This window comes from Bacteroidota bacterium (assembly GCA_039821555.1).
Lineage (GTDB): Bacteria > Bacteroidota > Rhodothermia > Rhodothermales > Rubricoccaceae > JBCBEX01.
Window position 1 is genome coordinate 96307 of the sequence record JBCBNX010000006.1, and the last position, 20969, is coordinate 117275.

14 protein-coding genes, 1 tRNA gene and 1 pseudogene are annotated in these 20969 nt (G+C 66.7%); 7 read left to right on the forward strand and 9 right to left on the reverse strand.

The window, feature by feature from the left end:
• Nucleotides 1-174: 174 nt before the first annotated feature.
• The 5 genes and pseudogenes from AAFU51_09355 (at nt 175) to AAFU51_09375 (ending at nt 5587) form a co-directional block, all read left to right on the forward strand.
• The gene (locus tag AAFU51_09355) at nt 175-2046 is read left to right on the forward strand and encodes a T9SS type A sorting domain-containing protein (protein ID MEO1571463.1); all 1872 of its coding nucleotides are present in this window, start codon (nt 175-177) and stop codon (nt 2044-2046) included.
• Between the two features lie 32 nt (nt 2047-2078).
• Nucleotides 2079-2258: pseudogene (locus AAFU51_09360) on the forward strand (hypothetical protein).
• Between the two features lie 407 nt (nt 2259-2665).
• A complete protein-coding gene (locus AAFU51_09365; GenBank protein MEO1571464.1) occupies nt 2666-3037 on the forward strand; it encodes a hypothetical protein in 372 nt (123 codons plus the stop codon).
• 208 nt (nt 3038-3245) lie between these two features.
• The gene (locus AAFU51_09370) at nt 3246-5348 is read left to right on the forward strand and encodes a prolyl oligopeptidase family serine peptidase (protein MEO1571465.1); all 2103 of its coding nucleotides are present in this window, start codon (nt 3246-3248) and stop codon (nt 5346-5348) included.
• A gap of 35 nt (nt 5349-5383) precedes the next feature.
• Nucleotides 5384-5587 carry a hypothetical protein gene (locus tag AAFU51_09375; protein ID MEO1571466.1) on the forward strand — a complete coding sequence of 68 codons (204 nt, stop codon included), beginning with the start codon at nt 5384-5386 and terminating at the stop codon, nt 5585-5587.
• 250 nt (nt 5588-5837) lie between these two features.
• Here AAFU51_09375 and AAFU51_09380 read toward each other — a convergent pair whose 3' ends face one another.
• A complete protein-coding gene (locus tag AAFU51_09380) occupies nt 5838-7145 on the reverse strand; it encodes a glycosyltransferase (protein ID MEO1571467.1) in 1308 nt (435 codons plus the stop codon).
• Complete coding sequence (locus AAFU51_09385) at nt 7142-9001, reverse strand: alpha/beta hydrolase (protein ID MEO1571468.1); 1860 nt, start codon at nt 8999-9001, stop codon at nt 7142-7144. The genes AAFU51_09380 and AAFU51_09385 overlap by 4 nt, the downstream gene beginning before the upstream one ends.
• 379 nt (nt 9002-9380) lie before the next feature.
• Between AAFU51_09385 and AAFU51_09390 the strand changes: the two genes are divergently transcribed.
• On the forward strand, nt 9381-10304 hold the full coding sequence (locus tag AAFU51_09390) for a hypothetical protein (protein MEO1571469.1): 924 nt from the start codon (nt 9381-9383) through the stop codon (nt 10302-10304).
• 61 nt (nt 10305-10365) lie between these two features.
• Here the strand turns inward: AAFU51_09390 and AAFU51_09395 are convergent, their stop codons facing one another.
• Both AAFU51_09395 and AAFU51_09400 read right to left on the reverse strand, forming a co-directional pair.
• Nucleotides 10366-11046, reverse strand: coding sequence for an endonuclease V (locus AAFU51_09395; GenBank protein ID MEO1571470.1), 681 nt, complete (start codon nt 11044-11046; stop codon nt 10366-10368).
• Nucleotides 11047-11168: 122 nt separating this feature from the next.
• On the reverse strand, nt 11169-11654 hold the full coding sequence (locus AAFU51_09400; GenBank protein MEO1571471.1) for a hypothetical protein: 486 nt from the start codon (nt 11652-11654) through the stop codon (nt 11169-11171).
• A 424-nt stretch (nt 11655-12078) separates the two neighbouring features.
• Here AAFU51_09400 and AAFU51_09405 point away from each other — a divergent pair.
• Nucleotides 12079-12152, forward strand: a tRNA-Val gene (locus AAFU51_09405).
• Between the two features lie 136 nt (nt 12153-12288).
• Here the strand turns inward: AAFU51_09405 and AAFU51_09410 are convergent.
• The 5 genes from AAFU51_09410 to AAFU51_09430 form a co-directional block, all read right to left on the reverse strand.
• Nucleotides 12289-14295, reverse strand: a complete 2007-nt coding sequence (locus AAFU51_09410; GenBank protein ID MEO1571472.1) for an FG-GAP-like repeat-containing protein — start codon at nt 14293-14295, stop codon at nt 12289-12291.
• A 13-nt stretch (nt 14296-14308) separates the two neighbouring features.
• Nucleotides 14309-15583, reverse strand: coding sequence for a beta-propeller fold lactonase family protein (locus AAFU51_09415; protein ID MEO1571473.1), 1275 nt, complete (start codon nt 15581-15583; stop codon nt 14309-14311).
• Nucleotides 15584-15674: 91 nt separating this feature from the next.
• Nucleotides 15675-18083: a choice-of-anchor B family protein gene (locus AAFU51_09420; GenBank protein ID MEO1571474.1), complete on the reverse strand. Its 2409-nt coding sequence runs from the start codon at nt 18081-18083 to the stop codon at nt 15675-15677.
• A 168-nt stretch (nt 18084-18251) separates the two neighbouring features.
• Nucleotides 18252-20501 carry a DUF5916 domain-containing protein gene (locus tag AAFU51_09425; protein MEO1571475.1) on the reverse strand — a complete coding sequence of 750 codons (2250 nt, stop codon included), beginning with the start codon at nt 20499-20501 and terminating at the stop codon, nt 18252-18254.
• A complete protein-coding gene (locus AAFU51_09430) occupies nt 20498-20947 on the reverse strand; it encodes a DUF3299 domain-containing protein (protein ID MEO1571476.1) in 450 nt (149 codons plus the stop codon). The genes AAFU51_09425 and AAFU51_09430 overlap by 4 nt, the downstream gene beginning before the upstream one ends.
• Between the last annotated feature and the right edge of the window lie 22 nt (nt 20948-20969).

Genomic DNA, 20969 nt, shown 5'->3' on the forward strand with positions numbered 1-20969 from the left:
CCGACGAGCGGATATGTGCGCGCACCATCTCGGTTCGCGCTGGTACTCCTTCTGCTGTGCGCTGCCCTGGCCGGGTTGACGGCACCTGCTGCCGCTCAGTGTGCAGGCTCGGTCTACCTATCTTCTCAGAGCGACGTGGAGGCGTTTGATTGCGAGGTCGTGGGCGATTCGCTCGTGATTCGCAGCCTGGATGACGCCATCACCAGCGTGGAGGCTCTCAGCCAGTTGACGCGCGTCGACGGTCCCTTGTTAGTCCTCGACAATGGCAGCCTGGACGACCTTGCTGGGCTAGAGGCGCTGACGATGGTTGGCGGCGACCTTGTTGTCAGGGACAACGCAATAGTTCGTACCCTAGACGCGCTCTCAGCGCTCACAGCGGTAGGAGGTACCCTGCTCGTTGAAGCGAACGCCAGCCTTGAGAATGTGGACGGCCTGACCCGGGTGCGTACGGTCGGCGGCGACGCCGCCCTCGTGGATCTCCCCGCACTCGACCGGCTCGGGGCATTCGACCAACTCGTCTCAGTGGGTGGGACGCTTCGATTTGACGGACTCAGCATGCTGAGCGCCCTCGACGACTTCGCCGCGCTCAGCACGCTGGGTGGTCTCGAAGTGACGGGCCTACCTCTGCTCCAACAGTTCCGGTCACTACCCCTGGTCGAGCGTGTCGAGGGCGCTATCAGATGGGTGGACAATGCGGCGCTGGAGGGCATCACGGGATTGGGCCGCCTGGAGGAGGTTGGCGCTAGCCTGGAGCTTCGTGCCAGCCCCGAACTCGACGATCTTAGCGGGTTGGCACAGACGCAGACCGTTGGCGGGGATCTCCGCATAGAGTTCCTGAACGCACTTCGGACGCTCGACGCTTTCGGCAACCTCCAGCGCGTCGGCGGTGACCTCCGCGTCGAACTCAGCCGTAGCATTACCACCCTGGGCGACCTCGCCTCCCTGGAGCGCGTCGATGGCGGCTTCTTCGTCCGTAGCCTATCGAGTCTGACGCGTCTTGGGACGCTCTCGGCGTTGGCGTCGGTCGGAGGCGACTTTTCGATATCCAGCGTTCCGGTGCTCACTAACCTAAGCGGCCCATCGGCGCTTACCGAGGTCGGGGGGAGTTTCACGGTAGCCGAGGCGCTTGAGCTGCGTAGCACGAACGGGTTGCCGTTGCTCGAGTCCGTCGGCGGCTCGTTCTCGATTTTCAGCACGTTCAAGATTGCAGCCCTCAGTGGGTTTACCTCTCTGGCACGGGTTGGAGGCAATGTTGTCATCGAGTCAAACGACTTCGTCAACTTGAATGGCCTGCGGGGGCTCACCGAGATCGGAGGCAATCTGGACCTGCAGAACAATCAGCTCACGAGCCTCAATGGCCTTACATCCCTCACCCGGATCGGTGGTCGGCTGGTGCTGAGTGAAGCACTCCTGCAAAGCATTAGTGGCCTGGACGCCGTGGAGGCGATTGGAGGCAGCGTGTCTGTGAGCTTCACCAGCTTGCCCGAAATCAATGGGCTGCGTTCGCTGACCCGGATTGGAGAAGACCTGCTCATTGAGAACAACTCACGCCTCACTAATCTCGACGGTCTGGCTGGACTGCAGAGCATCAATGGTGAACTGGTCGTGGTCGGAAACCAATTCCTCTCGTCATGCACGTGCGGCATCGGTCGACTGTTGTCTGAGGGAGGAGGTGTCACGAGCGCAAGGATTCAAACCAATGCGCCTGGATGCAATACGCCAGAGGAGGTGCAGGCCTCCGATTCGTGCGCGACGAGTGCCGAGGAGAACACCCCGGAACCGTCCGTGGCGACTCTTGCAAATGGCTACCCAAACCCAGCGTCTGGAGAGGTCACGGTAGCCTATGAGATTCCCAGTGTAGGCATGGTGGAACTAGCTGTGTTCGACCTCATGGGGCGCGAGGTAGCACGCCTAGTCGACAGGGTGCAAGCAGCCGGGGTCTATGAAGCTGACTGGGCCGTGAACAACGTAGCGCCTGGGTTCTATCTCCTCAGGCTACGCCATAAAGACGACGTACGGACTAGTCGAGTGACCCTAGGCCACTAGCCCGTCCCCAACATGAGTGGGTCGCGCTCCGCGTCCCCTTCGCCGACGCTGACGAGATCGTGGCCGAGCAGTTTGCCGACGAGGTCGTCGTGCAGGTGCGCAACCAGCGGCGGCATGTGGCGCTGCCCAACTTCCTCGCCTACTACACGCTCACAGACGCCGAGCACGACCAGACCTGGCTCCACCTTCGCTTCGAACCGACCACGGAATGAGTGGGAGCGCGCGCCCAGCAACTTTAGGAAATGGGACCCTCAGAGTGCGTGCCTACACGGTACATATGAACTACTCTTCCTTCAGAATGGTAGTGCGAATCTAGCTACGTTCGCCGCCTTTATCTGATCACTTTGAGACAGTAGAAAATTATTTTGCACATACCATTCAAAACGTTCGGTAGCTTCGTTCAAAACGTTCGTGTCAAGCATAGTAAATCTATAGACTCTCTTGTTCTGAGACGAAATTCTACGGTCTATTCTGCACGGTTTCTTGGATTTAGATGGGCATAGTGGTTGAAGGTTAGCGTGGTCGAGCCATCGCGTGCTCCTCCTATGAACCCCCGGCGTCTGCGCCTGCACTTTGAGTGCGCTGCCCGTACGCCTTCACCCATGCCCCGAGCAGTCCCATGCAACTCGACACCCTTCCTCTTCAGACCGCCCTCGCCGAAACCATGCAGATCAACGGGGCCGTCGGTGCGGCCATCGTGGACTACGAAACCGGCATGTGCCTCGGCAGCATCGGCGGCGGCTCCCTCGACATGGAACTGGCCGCCGCTGGCAACACCGAGGTGGTCCGTGCGAAGAAGAGCATCCGCGACCAACTCGGCATCAACGAGGAGATCGAGGACATCCTGATCACGCTCGAGTCGCAGTATCACCTGATCCGGCTGGCCCACAACAACCAGAACCTGTTCTTCTACCTCGTCATCGGGAAGAACACGAACCTGGCCTTGGCCCGGATGCGCCTCAAGCAGATCGACGCGGCCCTCGACCTCTAGCGAGTGCGGACCGGCTTGGTCCTGCGAACTAGACCCAACGCCCTGCTGCGGTTCGACGCGGCAGGGCGTTCGTGTGCGTGGCCACTGCGCGCAAGTGGGACGGGTCCACGCAAGCCTTAGCCACGTAAGGCGCTGCATCCGAGGCTTTCCCTCGCTGCGGTTGTGGCGTAGACTTCCGGGCTACCATCTGACTTGCCTTCCGCCCGCCATGCTCGTTCGGTTCCGACTATTCCTCCTCGCCCTCCTCGCGTTCGCCACTGTGCCCACTATCGCCCAAGACGCCGATGCGCCTGACGACCCCTTCCTCTGGCTCGAAGAGGTCGAGGGCGACCGTGCCCTCTCCTGGGTCGGCGAGCAGAACGCCGAGACGGTCACGGCGCTGGAGGCGCACCCGGCCTACGACGACCTCTACGGGGACATCCTCGCGGTGCTCAACAGCGACGACCGCATCGCCTATCCGGGTCTGCGCGGCGACTTCGTCTACAACTTCTGGACGGACGCCGACAACCCGCGCGGCCTTTGGCGCCGTGCCTCCGTGGAGGACTACCTCGCTGGCGACCCCACCTGGGAGACGCTGCTCGACATCGACAAGCTGGGCGCGGAGGAGAACGTCAACTGGGCTTATAAAGGCTCGACCTGCCTCGCACCGGACTACGACCGCTGTCTCATCCGTCTCTCGCGCGGCGGGGCCGACGCTGCCGAACTGCGCGAGTTCGACGTGCCCTCGAAGACGTTCGTGGACGGGTTCTACGTGCCCGAGGCGAAATCATCGCTGGCGTGGATCGACGCGAACACGCTGCTCGTCTCGACCGACTGGGGCGAGGGCGCGCTGACCGACTCCGGCTACCCGCGCATCGTGAAGCGCTGGACGCGCGGGACGCCGCTGGACGACGCCGAGACGGTCTACGAGGGCGCAACGAGCGATGTGGGCGTGTGGGCGGCGAGCGCACGCATGGGCACGACGAGCATACCCGTCATCGCGCACCGGCCGAGCTTCTTCGAAGGTACCACCTACGTGCTCCGTGACGGCGCGCCCGTCGCGCTCGACCTTCCGATGGACGCCGACCCATCGCTCGTGGACGGCCAACTCGTCGTCTACCTCCGCTCGCCGTGGACCGTCGGCGAGACAGCCTACCCGACCGGCGCGCTCGTCGCCACGGACTACGAGGCGTTCCTCGCGGGCGAACGCGCCTTCGAGACCGTGTTTGTGCCGACCGAGCGGCAGACGGTGCAGTACGTCGCCTCGACGGCGCACTCGATGATCGCGTCGGTGCTCGACAACGTGCAGGGGCAGCTCCACCGTTTCCGCTTCGCCTCCTCGTCAGACGGACAGGGCGGCGCGTGGACGAGCACCATGATCGACGCGCCCGAACTCGGCAGCGTCAACGTCGTGAGCACGAGCAGCGAGGACGACCGCTTCTTCTTCACCTACAGCTCCTACCTCCAGCCGACGACGCTCTACCTCGCGGGCGGGGACGACACCGTTGCGGAGGTGACCAAGCTCCCCGCGCTCTTCGACACCGAGGGGCTGACGGTCGCCCAGCACGAGGCCACGTCCGCCGATGGTACGCAGATCCCGTACTTCATCGTCCACCGCGAGGACATCGCGCTCGACGGCACCAACCCGACGCTGCTCTACGGCTACGGCGGCTTCGAAATCGCACTCACGCCGTCGTACAGCGCCACGGCGGGGCAGGCGTGGCTCGAACGCGGCGGCGTCTACGTGGTCGCCAACATTCGGGGTGGGGGCGAGTTCGGCCCCGAGTGGCACCGCGCCGCCCAGAAGGCGAATCGTCAGCGCGCCTACGACGACTTCATCGCGGTCGCCGAAGACCTCGTCGCGCGCGGCGTCACGTCGCCGGACCACCTCGGCGTTCAGGGCGGCTCCAACGGTGGCCTCCTCACAGGCGTCATGGTGACACAGCGCCCTGACCTCTTCAACGCCGTCGTGATCGCGGTGCCGCTGCTCGACATGCGGCGCTACCACACGCTCCTCGCCGGCGCCAGCTGGATGGCCGAATACGGTGACCCCGACAACCCCGACGAGTGGGCCTACATCCGGCAGTATTCGCCTTACCACAACCTCGACGCCGACGCCGACTACCCGCGCGTGCTCTTCACCACCACCACGCGCGACGACCGCGTGCACCCGGGCCACGCCCGCAAGATGGCCGCGAAGATGCGCGGTCTCGGCCACGAGGTCTACTACTTCGAGAACACCGAGGGCGGCCACGGCGCGGGCGTCACACCCGAGCAGCAAGCCCAGATGATGGCGATCACGTACGCTTATCTACTCGAACGCTTGCAGTAATCGAGCGTACGCGTTCTCCCACTTGATTCTTTACCATGACTTCGACCCTGACCAAGCGCCAGATCGTTCGCGCCGTCGAAAACTTGCCCGACGACGCTGCCGTCGACGATGCCATCGAGCGGTTGCTGTTTCTAAGCAAGATTGAGGAAGGGCTACGCCAAGCCGAACACGGCGAAACGAGTTCGTACGAGGAAGTAAAGCGTCGGCTTGAAGCCCGCATCGCGTCGTGGCAGTCGTAGTCTGGACGCCGCGTGCCTACGCCGACCTGGAGGCCATTGGAGACTACCTAGCGCGCGACAGTCCTGGCGCGGCAGAACGCTTGTTGCGTCAACGCTACACAGCAACGGATCGGCTCGTTGCGTTCCCAGCTTCAGGGCGAGTGGTGCCCTAGATTGGCGACGAGGCACTTCGCGAAGTGATCCACCGCAATTACCGCATCGTCTATCTACACATCCCAGGCGACGATCGCGTGGAGGTGCTCAGCGTCTTTCATGCGTCCCGCCAATTCGGCGGGCTGTCGGATTCAGGCGCGTAGCGTTCGAGGAACGAAACGGCGTTGGCTACGCCGTCCTCGGCGCGAAGCTGTTTGCCGAGCGCAGCGGCCCGTGCGTGCATCGTGGCGTCGTTAAGCGCGGTGCGGATGCGCCCGGCGAGCGTCTCAGCGGTGAGGTGCTTCTGGCGGAGCGGCTCGGGTCCGGCCCCGAGTGCGTGGACGCGGCGCCCCCAGAACGGCTGGTCGCCGAAGAACGGGCACACCACCGTCGGGCGGCCTGCGCGGAGTCCTGCCGCCGTGGTCCCAGCCCCGCCGTGGTGGACGACCGCTGCCATCCTCGGGAAGAGCCAATCATGCGGGGCGCCGCGCAGCGCGAAGCACGTGGCGGGCAACGTCACCTCGGCGAGGTCGAGGCCACCCCAGCCGAGCGCGAGGACTGCCCGTACCCCGGCCAACTGTACCGCCTCAATGACGGCGCGCGCACGATCCGCACCGCGCTGCCCCTTCATGCTCCCGAAGCCGACGTACACGGGCGGTGGTCCCATGTGGAGGAATGCAGCGAGGTCGTCGGGCGATGTCCAGTGGGGGTGCGCGAGGTGCCAGAAGCCCGTCGTGGCGACGTGCGACGGATAGGTCGCCGGGACGACGTGGGGGCTGAACGCCTGCAGGAGCGGTAGCGGCGAGCCGTCAGGACGCGCGAGCGCGGGGCCTTGCGGCAGATGGTGCTCCTGATGCCAGTCGCGGAGGTAGCGGCGCGTCCCCCAGTCGGCGAGGCGGCCCGTCAGGCGGTAGGTGCCCCGGTTGTAAGCGCGGTGCAGCGGCCCCGTCCAGCGTGGCGGGGCTGCGATGCCGAGCACGGGGAAGTCAGAGGTGGGGCCGAAGATGGGCTGCAGGGTGGCAAGCACCGCGTGCGCGCCGAGCCGCTGCGCGAAACCCGAGCCCCAGAACGCCTTCTGGTGGAAGACGATCACGTCAGGTTGCGCGGCCTCGGCGGCGGTCCACGCCTCGTCCACCATGCTGCGCTGGGCGGTGCTGATGGCGCGGTACGACTTTGCGATCGTCCGGAGCCACCCGAGCGGGGTGGACGAGTTCTCGATGGCGTCCCGTCCGAGGTCGGAGTCGAGGAAGTCGAGGATCGCGTCCGAGAGTGGCGCGAACACCAGCCCGGTGTCCTCGACGAGCGAGCGGAAGCGCGTGTGCGTGTTGACCGTCACCGTGTGCCCGGCCGCAGCGAGCCCAACCCCGAGTGCGACAAACGGCTGCGCATCGCCCCGCGACCCAACAGTGGTGAGCAAGACCCTCATTTCTTCGCCAGCTCCCACACCGAGTCGCCCTTGCGGGAGAGCGCGCGGGCGGCGGGTTCGAGGCCCTGCTTCACGAGCGCGCCGATGTCGTCAATGAGCTGCTTGAGGTCTGCATAGTACGAGTGGCCGAGTAGCGACGGGTCGAGCCCGGAGGCGTCGATGGTGGTGACGCCGGGGGCAATGACGAGGCTGTTGCCCGCGCGCGGGGCGCCGTGGAGGGCCTGCGAGACGCGCAGCGCGGTGTCGTCGGCGGAGGCGTAGAGGGTGACCTGCTGGGCCGCGCCCGTGATCGCCGGGGCGATGTCGCGCTGGAAGACCTCGGCGTCCACGTCGGGCGCGGCGAGGATGACCTGGTTGAACTGCGGCGCCTTGAACTCGCACGCGAATTCGCGGAGCGCCTGCGTAACGGCGCGGTTGCCCATGCTGTGCGCCACGATATGCACGTCTTCGGCGCCCGAGCGGAGCGCGATCTCGCGGAGGAAAGCCTTCAGGTGGAAGACGCTCCACATCACGTCGTTCTCGTCGGCGAGGTAGCGCAGCAGCGAGGCGTCCGAGGGCCACGAGTAGAACGCCGGGACGCCGTCGAAGCTGAGGTCGTAGGCCATCTGGGCGGTGCGCCGGGCGGCGTCCTCGAACGAGACGTTGAAGCCGTGCACGTAGAGCAGCACCGCCCGGCTCGAGGTCGAGTCTAGCGCGGTCTGCATCGCGGCGACGGCCTCGTCCGAGTCGAGCGGGGAGACGTCCTGGAGGATGATGTGCCGGGTGGGGTCGGCGCGGAACTGGAGGCGCAGCCAACTCGGCGACTCCATCGCGCCCGGCTCGTGGGTCTTCGGGATCGTGACGGTCGCGGTGCCCATCTGAAGCTCGCCGCCGCGTTGTCCGCCATAGAACCGACGCGGGCTGCGCCTGCCAGTCCGCGCGCGGTCGGTGCCGTAGAACACCTCGACCTCCACATAGTCCTCGGGCCCGGCCTTGGTGCCGAAGCCCGGCAGCGTCGGCGCGAGGCCGTCCGAGAGCCATCGCCCGGTGAGGTCCCAGATGTAGACGGCGCCGGCCTCGTCACCGCCGACGCCGTCCGCAGCGCCGAGGCCAAGCGCTACGAAGCGTCCGTTAAAGGTGAGCTGCGCAAACGTGCCGAGGATCTCGTCGTGCAGCAAATCCTCAGGCGCAAGTTCGGAGTCCGAAACGGAGGCGGCGAGTGTGACTTCAGTGAGACGTAGAGGATTGTCGTCGTGTCGGGCCGAGAGGCTGACGCCCTCCTTGACGAGATAAACCTCGATGCTCACCGTGCTGTCTGGCCGCACGGTCGTGCCCACGAGGTATACCCGGCCGTTGAGGTCTGAAAAGGAGGTGCGTGGTCTAGGGAAGGTGCCGTCCGTCGCGAGCCAGTAGAGTTCCTGATCCGAAAGAGGGCCGCCGTCGTTCCCTTGCACCTCATGCGTGCCCGCGTAGCGCCAGCCAAGTGTGTCTGCTACGAACGCGTGGCTGCCTGCATTGGCACTACCGCGCGCGTAGCTCACAAAGAGCGTGTCTCCGCGAGCTGCAAGGGGTGCACCGAAGCCGTCCCTGGGAAGTCCGCCTGGGGCGGCGAGCTTGGCGGTCTCGACCCAGGCGAGTCGGTCGCGGTCGTAGGCGTAGACGTAGGCCGCGCCGGTGCCAGGACGTTCGCCCGTGGCACCGGGAGCCCCGACGATGAGGCGGCCGTCGGGGAGAAGTGCCACATCAGCGCCGAATCGAGCGGCGGGCACGGCGTCGCTGGGCGTCAGCCAGTCGGCGGCGGGCTGCGCGTGCAGGACCGCGGGCACGGCGAGGAACAGCGCGAGGAGCGAGCAGGCGCGGAGGAGTCGATCGCGCATAGTAGGTCAGATTGCGCGTGAGGTCGGCGAAGGGCGTGCACGGCGTGGGCACCCTGCAAGAAACAACGGAAGAGCCGAAATCCCTCGCATCCGGAGCGCGGACCACGTCGGCGACGGCGCAATGCCTCCGCTGCAAAATCGAACAGCGAGGGGGGCGTCGTGTGCCGATTCGAAACGTACCGTAACCGGGTAGGCCAGGGTGTAGGAAAAACGCGGACATCGGCGATGGGCAAGGCTTCGCGGCGATACCGCGACACGCCACGGTGACATCAGAGCGGGGTGATGCGTGTCTCAAAATCGCGGTGGTGGACTTGCAAGACAGGGGAAACGCCGTCTACCACCCGGCGCTCACCTACCGCACCCATCCCCTCCGGTCACCATGGCCCGCCTTCGCCTCGCCGCGCTCGTGGCGCTGCTTCTGGGCGCTGCTGCCACCTACCTCGTAAGTGGCGACGCCCCACCATCTCCCGATCCTCTACCCGCGATGGTGGTGTCCTTGTCCGAAGCGCCACGCGTGGAGCAGCAGGCAACGCCGCCGAGAGCGAGACCATCGCCTACTCTGGCAGCTTCCGGCATCGACGAGGCCCAAGACGGTGCCGCGTTGCAACGGCTCGGTACCGATGGGCCGCGGGTGTCGGCCCCCATGGTCCCGACGCCGCTCTGGCTCGACGCGCCCTACGCCGCGCTTGCCCTCGACCCACGGGCGCAAGTTGTGCAGGGCGAGGCGCCGCTCCCGCCGCTGCTCGACCGCACGAGCTTCGACGTGCTCATGCTCGACTCGCTGATCTCGATGCGCCGCATGCGCAGCGGCTTGCAGCACGCGATGGGCGGATCGCACCGCTTTCGTGTTCCCGCCGACACCCGAGCCGAAGTAGAGGCGCCCTACCTCATGCCCACGCTCGACGTGCTGGCCGAGCGTGCTCGCGTGGCGTCGCGCTTGACCACGCGCCACGCTGGCGGGCTGCACCTCACGCGCGGAGACACGGTGCAGGGTAGGGGAACGCTCCTCATCGAAGGCGACCTCCACGTGCCGGAAGGGGCGTCGCTCTACTGGGACGGCCTCGTGCTGCTGCACACGGACCGCGCGCCGCATCAGCTGCGTGCCGACCTCCTAGGCGACGTGCAAATCCGCGGCGCGATGGCCATGCGGCAGACCATCACCGACACGCTGGCCTGGCAGGCGACGCTCAGCCACGACATGACGACCGGACTGTACGTGAGCCTGGGCAACGAGGCCCGCCTCTACTACGACAGCCAAAGCCTCCGTATGGCGCTCGACGCAGTACTGCCGGTGCCTGGGTGAGGCCTGGCATGTCGGCTAGCATGTCGGTAGCCCATCTCGCGCACGCTAAGCTGACAGGAGCCTACAGGGCACCACGGTAGCTGAGCCGATGCGCGAGCCGGTTGGGCTCGGGCAACTTGGTTCGCATGGCGGCCCGCAAGCTGAGAGCCGTGGCCTCTTCTAGGGTGATCCGGTGCCCGACAGAGACGAAGACGGGCTTCACCCGCGTGCGCGTGCGCAGTACCGTCCCGATGACCTCGTCCTGATGCATCAGAGGCGACTGGGCGCCTTTGTCGGGACCAGGTTCGTCGTAGGTGCCCACAAACCGTTTCTTGGCGACCCCGAGGGCAGGGCGGTCGAGCAGGACGCCGAGGTGGCAGGCCAGGCCGAAGCGACGGGGGTGGGCGAGCCCGTGCGCGTCGAGCATGAGCACGTCTGGCAGAGCCCCACGTTGCGTAGCCAGGTCGTCAAGCACGGGGAGCAGGGCAGGGATCTCGCGGAAGGAGAGGAGGCCTGGGACATAGGGAAACGCGACGGGGCCTTCCCAGGTCGCGGTGGCAAGGGGCGTCCAGTCCTCCGTCTCCGTGACCACTCCGGCAGCGCGCACGCGGTCGCCTCGCACGCTCACGTCGAGGCCGACCACCGTTGATGGCTGGGCATGAAGGGGCTCGACCCGGACCTCGGGGGCGAGCTTGCGCTGTACCTCGATGGCCTCGCGCGGGGCAAGGTCCCACGGGTGGGCGTGACGAAGGGGGAGCGGCATGAGCGAGAACGGCTGCAAAAACGTCCCCTACTCGCAGCGCGCCCGGCGTGTTCACCGACGCCGGTTGGGCATGCCTGCTGGGCGTGCCTCGTCTGCTCCCACAGGAAGGCCAGCGCTGCGTGCTACACCGCCTGGATCTCGTTGGGCGGGGGAAGCTGGTCGGCGTCTTCGCCGAACCAAAGCACCCCGATTACGAACTCAGAGGCGGGGTCTAGTTCCAGCTGCTCTGCGACGACGGGCGCGTCCTTGATGTCAGGCTGCGCCCAGCGGGTGTGGAAGTCTTCGGCCCAGAGGGACAGGGAGAAACGCTGCACGGCGGTCAGGCTGCGCTCTTGGACGTGCTCGGCTTCCTGCGGGTCTTCGGCGCGTGCGCAGGTGACCACGACCCACCCAGGGATTTGCCCCCAGAGCGAGCGGGCGCGGGTCGCGGCATCGGCCCCTCGGCGCTGCTCTACGGCGTGGGCATGCGCTCTAGTGAGGACCGTCACGGCGTCGTCGGTGAGGACGTGGAAGCGCCAGGGCGGACTGGTGTAGTTGCCCACCACGTCCCAGGCCGCCTCGCGGGCGCGCTCCAGCGCAGCCTGGATGGAGTCCTGCGGGCGGGGCATCGAGAAGGGAGACGGCAACGTGGGAGTGCAGAGAAGTCGCATAGCAAGATCGGGGGGCGGCCCGCACATTTGCACATGCACACGTGCAAATGAGTGAGGAGGGTCCGGTGGTGGAACGCCCGCCCCAAGTCCAAAGCGTATGCCAGCGCAAGGGCAGGGCCTCGATGCCACCTGGAATGGCGATATGCGCGGACTCAATGTCACGAGGAGGCACGCTGGAGCCGGCCTAATTCACGCGTTAGCGCAAACGCGCGGGTCTTGGGCGCGTCGCAATGGCAGAGGTGCCGGACCGATTCGTAACCCGCCCGCCGCGCGGCTCCGCTACGGGTCCGCGTGCCAGCTTCACGTCGGGTTCGCTTGCCCAGCCTTCCCGGGTCATGCTATATTTGAGACTTCTTGCACGCCGCCTCCGTGCGGCATAAGCGGGCTCTTAGCTCAGTTGGTTAGAGCGCTACGTTGACATCGTAGAGGTCACTGGTTCGAATCCAGTAGAGCCCACCGAGAGGTCCTGTGAGCATCATGTTTGCAGGGCCTTTTTCTTTGGCGGGTGGATCGTGCACCGGATTTCGCTGCTCAGGTGCCCGACATCTAGAAAGGGCGCGCCCCTGGAAGCGAGCCGTGCCAACCTCCCCGATCACCGCCGCTCGAAGAACACGAGGCCCCCGCTGCTCCCGCCCGTGAGGAGGTCGAGATCGCCGTCGCCGTCGAGGTCGGCAAAAGCAGGCGTGGCGAGATCGGGGGTGAGCACGTCCAGGGTGCCGGCCGGGGTGAACTGGGGGGCAGCGCCAACGCCGTCGTTGCGCAGCACCTGGAAGCCGTCGGCCTCGCTGCCCACGACCAGGTCGAGGTCGCCGTCGCCGTCGAGGTCGGTGAACGTCGGCGCGCTGCGGCGGCCCGCGTCGAAGTCCCCGAACGCCTCATCCACGGCCACGAAGCGAGGAGACTCGGGCGTCCCCTCGTTCCTGAACAGATTCAACTCACCCGACGACTCACCCACGACGAGGTCGAGGTCGCCGTCGCCGTCGAGGTCGGCCAAAGCGGGGACGGTGTTGCTGCCGCGGTCGATCTGCGCGATGGCGTCCGTGGCAAGCACGAACCGCTCCGCGCCCTCGCCAGCGGTGGGGTCGTTGCGGTAGAGGAGGAGGCGGTTCTTCCAGGTACCGAGCACGAGGTCGAGGTCGCCGTCGCCGTCGAGGTCGCCGAGCGCCGGGGCGTAGTGGTAGCCGACTGGCAGGGCGAGGGTGTCGGCTAGCTGGAACGCTGGAGCGCCGGGACGGCCGACATTCTCGAAGCGAACGACGCGCGATGTCTCAGTGCTGTCAGGGTCGAGCTTGTTGGCGATCAGGAGGTCGAGGTCGCCGTCGCCGTCGAGGTCGCCCAGCGCCGGGGTGCTCTCCGCACCGACGTCGAGCATGGACAGGAAGCGCTCGGTCCGGAGGCGATAGCCGTCGTCGGTGCGCTCGTAGTAGAGCAGGTTGTCGATGGTGGAGCGGTTGGCGTTGAACGCGCCGCCGAGAACGCCCACCAGCAAGTCGAGGTCGCCGTCGCTGTCGAGGTCGCCTTTGGCGGGCGCGTTGTAGCCGGTCGTCGAGATGGGGTTGTCGAGGGGGAACGGCAGCGGCACTGAGCGGAGGTTGGGCCGCGCGCACGTGCCACGGTTTTCGATGAGAAGCAGGCTCGGCTCGAAGAAGTCGCCCCAGAGGAGGTCGGGGTCGCCGTCGCCGTCCACGTCCGCAAAGGCGAGCGTGTTGGCGCCATGCATCGATCCGCCCGGCAGCGAGCCGTCGGGGGTCATCCCACCCCCAGGAATGTTCGCGCCTGGAACGTTGGGCAGAGAACGACCTGGGACAGGGTTGCCGCCTTCTGGCTGGCCAAATTGGCCGATGATCTCGATCCCCTCGAATCGGTCCGTCACCAACCGGAATCGCGGTAGGCCCTCCTCGTCCGTGCCTATGCTCTCGTAGCGGCTGACGGTGCCGTCGATGCGGCCCAAGAAGAGGTCGAGCCGGTCGTCGCAGTCGAGGTCGGCGATGTTGAGGATGTTCTGCCGGTCCGCGAAGAGCGGCGTCCCGTCGGTGGTAAGCAGGGTGTCGGTGATGGACCTGAAGCGTGGCCCGCTGCCCGACGACTCGTTGAGGTACGCTTTGACGTAGCTGTAGCGCCGCTCGCCCAGAAGGTCGGGGTCGCCGTCGCCGTCGAGGTCTGCGAACCGGTACCACTCACCCACATCGAGGTCCTGAAACCGCTCGTCGCGGAATGTGAACGTGGGCGTTGCGGGCGTGCCTGTGTTCTCGAAGAACATGATCTCGCCGGTGTACTCCTGCACGAACAGGTCGAGGTCCCCATCCCCGTCAACGTCGACGAGTTGGGGGCGTGGCACGTTGAGGCCGCCCAACGTTGGGTAGGTGTAGGGCGTGCCGTCAGCGTCGCGTATCTCGAACGGGGCCGACTGCCGCACAAACGTGGGCACAGCTCCATCCGAAGCCGTGGGCGCGGCCGTCTCGGAAGTCGGTGTGCTCGCGGGCACCGCGCTGGAACACCCGGCCAGCACGAGCAGGATAGCCAGGTAGAGGATCGGCCCGCCATGATCAAGAAAGCGGGACGCCCACGCCGCTGCAGATCCGTTCTTCAAAGCGATCATCCGCGACACCGGCTTACTGGAGGCCTGCGCTCATGCCTGACGGCATGCGGCCCAACTCGATCACCTTCACGATGGCGTACGTCTGGGTGTCGATGATGGCGAGCGTGCCGCCGAAGTCGGGGTTGTCGTTCATCACCATGCCGCCCATGTCATGATCGCCGTGGTCACCCATACCGTCCATGTCGTGGCCGTCGTGCTCGTTAGCGTCCTCCATCTCAGCCATGTCGTGGCCGTCGTGCTCGTCCATGTCATGCCCTGCGTGTTCATCCATGGCTTCCACCGTGCTCATGCCGTCCATGGTTGCCACGTTGTGGCCGGCGTGTTCGTCTGAGGCTTCCGGTGCAGGGGCGCCGTCAGGGCGGTAGGTGCCCTTGAGGTTGCGGTTCGAGACGTAGAGGAAGCGGCCGTCCGGGCTTACTGCGCTCCCATGCGGCTCGGCCAGCCCACGACCCTCGACGGTCGCCACGACTTCCCGGGTGGCCGCGTCGATGACGTTGACGGCATCGATGCCCTGGTTGGGCACGTAGATGCGGCGCCCGTCTGGGCTGTAGCTCGGATGCCACGGCATGCCGCCCAACTCGACCGCGCCCGAAACCGTGGGGTTCGCCGGGTCTGCGAGGTCGAAGAAGAGCACCTGGCCGGTGAGCTGTCCCGTCCCTACCATCGTCTGCCCGTCGGGCGCGATGGCGAACTGAACGAGCGTGTGAATGGGGCCGTCGAGGGTGAGAAGCTCCAGCGTTTCCTCACGGGTGCTGAGGCTGCCCACGCGGTTCTCGACGAGGCTCGCCGCGTATACCTGCCCAAACTCGCCCGAGACAACGAGCGCGTGCGGGCGCGAGAAGAAGATGTCGACCTCGTCGGCGTTCATGGTCGAGCGCTCCACGACGCCGATCGAGGGGGGCGAGTTCACGGCCGACATCGAGCGGCCCACGTAGAGCAAGTCCGTCGTCGGGTCGAGCGCGAGCATGCCTGGCGTCTCGATCTCGGCTGTCGCTACGACCTCGTTCGCCCGGTTGAACTTGACCACCTTGCCGTCCCCAATGAGGGAGACGTACCAGTGCGAGCCGTCTGGCTCAACGGCGATGTGGTGGGGCTTGGCGTTGGCCGAGAAGCCGAGCGCCTCCAGGTCGACCGTAGCGGCGACCTCGTTCGTCGACATGTCCACGACGGTGACGGCGGCGTCGAGCTGGTTGGCGACGTAGACGTACGGCCCGCCGGTTAACCCGGCCGCCGCGCGCGGCGCCGCAGCGAGCAGGAGCGGTAGGAGAAGGAGGCGAAGGATGCGCATGCGGAAGCTCCGGAAAGTGCAAACGACACGCGCCAGGGTAGCCCGTAGTGGTAGCCGAGCCCCCTGACGCGTGACGGAAAACGAGGGACGACTAGCTATCGACGCCGCTCTCTTTGAGAACGAAGAGGCCCTCGCCGATAGAGGAGACGACGACGGTGCCGCTCGGGAAGTACGGGAAGTTGCTCCACGACCCAGAGAAGCCCGCGTCGTTCGTGCCGAACGGGTTCGTGTCGAAGTAGCCGACCTCGACCGGGTTCTCCGGGTCGGCCACGTCGAAGACCCGGAGGCCCGCGGCGTAGTTCGACTGATACATCGTGGTGCCGCGCACGTACAGGTTGTGGTCCGAGGCCGGGATGTCGTGCATGAACTCGCGCACGAGCTGCGGATCGTCGAGGTCTGTCAGGTCCCAGATGAGCGTCCGCGTCCGGTCGATCGTTCCGGATAGTTCGTCGATCTCGTCGTTCAGGTAGAAGTACCGGTGGTCTTCGGTGAGCCAGCCCTGGTGCGCGTACGCGACGTTGGGGTAGCTCTGCGCGGCGATGGCCTTCGGGTTCTCCTTGTCCGTGACGTCGGCGATGGAGAGCGCCGTCTCGTTCGAGCCGAGGCAGATCTCCCGGCCCACGTAGTCCTCGTCCGGCCCGTTATAGACGACGCACTGGGCGTCGTGCGAGTAGCCGGTGCCGCGACGGCCCGTCGAGGTGTCGGCGAAGCAGCCCGCGAACGTGGGGTTGAGCGGGTCCTGGATGTTGACCATGTGGAGCCCACCGCCGCACGTCTCGCCACCCGAGCGGGCACCGACGACGTAGGCGAAGCCCGTGTCCTCGTTGATGACGATGTTGTGGGCGCTGTAGATGTTGCCGTACCACGCGTCCGGCTCGAAGGTCGCAGGCGTGCCGTCGAAGTCGCGCAGCCGCGTCAGGTCGAACACCTGCATGCCGTGGTGCTGCGAGGCGTCGGCGACGATGAACGCGTGATCCTGGTACACCTTGATGTCGCGCCAGGTAGCACCGGGCGAACCCTCGGTCTTCGGCAAGTCACCGAGGTAGACGGGCGCCATCGGGTTGGTGACGTCGACGAAGGAGGTACCGTCTACACGGCCCACGAGCGCGTACTCCCGGTCGGTCGTCGGGTCGGTCCAGCCCCAGATGTCGTTGAGGCGCACGCCGCGCTCGCCCCCGATCTCGCCGATGGGGAGGTACGACATCAACTCCATGCCTGCACAGTCGAAGCCAGCAGCTTCGCCCGTCTGGCACCCCATCCGCTCGCCGGTCACGGCCTGCAACGTCTCGATGTTGCTGTAGACCGTCGACGCCGAGGCCCATCGGGTGTCGGAGCCCGGGAGAAAGAGCGCAGCCGTCCCGGCGCCGTAGTCGTCGCCGGGGGCGCCCACGATGGCTACCTCCTCGCTGGCAGCGACCCTGGCCCCGAAGGAGTCGCCCGCCGCGCCATCGGGCGCGCCCATCTTGGCGGCGTCGGCGAAGGCGCCCGTCTCGGCGTCCCGGCGGTAGACATAGACGTGTCCGTTCGTGCGAGCGCGGTAGGCGCCCGGCGCGCCCACCCAGATCGAGGAGGGCGCGACGGCGAGGGCACTGCCGAAGCGCTCGCCCTCGACGCCGTCGAACGGGCGCATCGTGCGCGCGAGGTCAAGCGTGCCCTCGTCGCCGATGGTGTAGGTGAACACCGCACCAGTACCGCTGTCGTTCGGAGCCCCCACGTAGGCAAGGCCGCCGTCGATGGCAAGCGTGGAGCCAAACCCGAACGGCGGGTTCTCGCCGACGGGCTTGAGCGGGTCGGTGCCCGTCCAGGTGCCGTCCGCCTCGTTCCAGCGATAGGGGTAGACGACCGGGGCGCTCCCGCCACGAATGCTGCCGGGAGCCCCGACAAGAATGAGGCCGTCGCCGAGGGCTAGGGCCGACCCGAAGCTGGGGTGCGCGCCCGCGGCCGTGCCGTCAAGGAGGGCGACCTGCGACCACGCACCCGCCGAGGCGTCATGGCGGTAGAGGTAGACGGCATTCTGCATCGACGGATCAGGCATGCCCCACGGGTTCTGCTGCGATGCCGTGCTGACAGCCAGGAGGCCATCCTTGAGCGCGACGGTGGTGCCGAAGCCCATCAGCGTCACGTCGGCGGGCGGGGCCAGGCGGCTCACCACGTCCCACCCGTCGTCGGTGCGTGCGAACACGAACACAGCGCCGCGGTCCCCGTCCATGCCGGGGGCTCCAACAGCGAGCATGTCGCCGTCGGCGGCCAGGTTGGTGCCGAAGCCATCGCCCTCGAAGCCGTCGGGGGCAGCGAGGCGAACCTGCTCGGCCCAACTGCCAGAGTCAGGACGATAGACGTAGACGGCGCCGGGGGAGCGGTCGCCGCCCGAGGCACCGGCAAAGGCGGCACCGTCTGCCACGGTCACAGCGGACCCGTAGCGCGATTGTGCCCAGGCTGGTACGGCCAGCACGAGGGCGAGCACGAAGACAAGGAGGTGCTTCATCGGATCAGAGAGCATGAGTGAGATATAGGAATCGGGAGCGCGCGCGTAGGGGAAAACCGGCAACGCGACCCAGCGCGATAGGTTTTGCCAATTCCGGCTAGACGACCGGCTAAGCTGTCAATTGGGTCCGCCACCCGTGGCTCGGTAGGCGATTGAGGAGCGTCGAGGTCTGCTTTGCATAGCTCACAACTGGCCGAGGTAGCTCACCTTGAAGATGACCTGCTGCTCGGCGGCAAAGGCGTCGGGCTGTGCCAGGCGGTCCGTCGACGACACGAAATAGCGGGCGTCGTTGACGACGAGGTAGAGAAACGACAGCGGCGCGAACTCCCACGAGAGCCGCGCATTGAGCGAGGCCAGGTCGGCAAGCGTGTTGTACTGCCAGAACGCGGTTGCCTGCAACTGGGGCGAAAGGGCCACCCGCGCATCGACCCCGACGAGATGGCTGTCCACGTCGAGGTTGTCCACGCCGAGGCTCCGCGCGCCGTTGTACTCGTAGCGCAGGGTGAACGCCAAGTTGGGGATCGGGGCGACCGACCCCAAGGCGCGCACGGTGGTCAGCCGGCCATCGAAGTAGCCGCCTGTGGTGGCGTCGAGCACGCCGCTGAAGCGGCGCGAGGGGTCCGACGATAGCTCGGCGCTGGCCTGCGTGTAGCGGTATGAGCCGGGGGTGAGTTCAGCCCCAAGCGGGCGGAAAAAAGCGACCTCCTCGGCGTCGAGTTCTTGCCACGACGGCCGCACGGCCGCCGAGACACGCGCGCCGCTCTGGAAGACGATGGCGAGCGGTTCGACCGTGAGGTCAGCTTGCAGGAAGGCGCCGTCGCTGGGGCGATGGTAGACAAACGCCGACGACGAGGGGGCAAGCGACCGGACCGAGGGCGGGAGCCAGCCCGGTCGAAGGTCGAGTGTGATGGCCGGGCTGTTGAGGAAAATGTCGCGGCGGAAGATGAAGCCTGTCGCGGCCTCGTACTCTGCCGTGGCGACGTCTTGGATGAGGCCGACGTAGCCCCAGTCAGCCTCGTTGCGGAGCCATAGATAGTGCGCGTAGCCCTCGCCGCCCTTGCCGCTCGTGCTGGATGCAGAGACGAAGCCGGTCGCTGCCGCCGTCGTACCGAGACGCGTATACCCATCGAGCACGGCCACGGTGTTAGTGCGTCCCGCGAGGTCACCCGTGGGCGTGTCGAGCGCCTCATCGTGGCGGGCCACGACCATCCCACCGACGCGACCCTCGGTGCCCACGTTCAGGCTTGCCCGACCGACACCGAACCACGCTGCGGCGACGTCATCGGTGCCCCGCTGGCGGACGCCGAGCGCACCGGCACGTCCCCATGCCCCACTCGACACAAGTCGCAACCCACCATCAAGCGGAATCGGCCGGCCGGCGTCTAGTCCAATGCGGCGGCTGTAGAACGGGGTGAAGAAGCTGTAGCCCACGTCGAACACGTCAGCGCTTTCTAGGAAGAACGCGCGGCGTTCGGGAAAGAAGACCGAGAACCTCGAAAGATCGATGACCTGTTGGTCGGCGTCGGCCTGCGCGAAGTCCGTGTTGACTGTCAGGTCGAGGACCGTCTGCGGAGTTACGGCCCATCTGAGATCGCCACCGACCTGGACGCCTGCGCCCTCGGTCAAGGCAGCATCGCCCACCCGCGCAGCGTCGGCGAGCACGTAGGGCTGCACGCGGAGGTTACGACCCGGCGGCGGCGGCTCGACGCCCAAGAGCGTCCCCGCGTAGGCCAGGTGGTAGGGCGTAAACGCACGCGGCCACGGGTTCCAGGCATGGAGCTCACGGCTCCGGCGGAGATTGCGCGAGAGTTGCAGGCCCCAGGCCTGTTGGAGGCGGTCCGAAGACGCCCCGGAAGGGTAGCGGAGTGTTTCCCAGGGAATCCGAAATTCGGCAATCCACCCGGCCTCCGTGCGTGTCGTGCGGGCGTCCCAGAGTCCAGCCCAGTCGCGGTTAAAGTCCACGCCGTCGCGAACCTGAAGGTCGCGCAGGGCGCCATAGGGGTTGACCTGGAAGACCACGGCATTCCTGCGGTCGCCGAACGGGTCGAGCGTGACCGAGACGTGGTCGTTGTCGAAGTAGTCAAAGTCGCGGCGGAGGTCGCGGATGCGGAGGCCCTCGACCCCGATGGTGTCCCGCATCACCGCACCGACGTAGAGCGCGCTCCCGTCGAAGACCACGCGTACCTCCGTGTCGAGCGCCACCGGTTCGCCCGCGTTGGGCTCGACCTGCCGAAACCCGCTCGCGACGGGCGCCTCGGCCCAGGCCTCATCGTCAAGGCGTCCGTCCAGTCGGATGGCTCCCTCGGCGACGCGAATGGCGCGGAGCGTCAGCCGGTCGCCATCCGACGTCGTTGGGCTCTGAGCCCAGAGAGGCGCTGGGGACGCGGTGGCAGCAACCGCCAGGCAGGCGAGGAGGTGGGAGGACCGGTTCATGGCAGTTCTTCCACCGATGCGGTGTGCAGTTGGTAGCGCACGCCCTGTCCGTTCCCCGCTGCCAGGGCGAACACGCCCTGCACGGCCACGGGCTCGTAGGTAAACCGAGCCGGAGCATCCGCGAAGACCTCAATGGTGGACGCCGGTCCGCTGGGAGCGTGGAAGGCGCAGCCAGCGGGGTAGGGCGAGAGCAGGAAGCGCCGCTGGCCCTGCCGCTGCTCAAGCGGATGCATGAATCCAGTGAGCTGGATGGGCTGGCCGACGAGCGTGCGTAGCGTGTCGGGCACGACGGGGGACGGGCCGTCTAGGTTTTCGGCCTGCATCAGCAGCGCCCACGGCGTGTCGGGCGGCAACTCGTGCGAGGGCCGTGGCCACGCTACCAGCGCGACGGCAATCACAGCCAGAGCAGGCCAAACCCACGGGGATGAAGAATCGACGAGCGGCATGGTCAAAGGTGGGGCAGCGTGC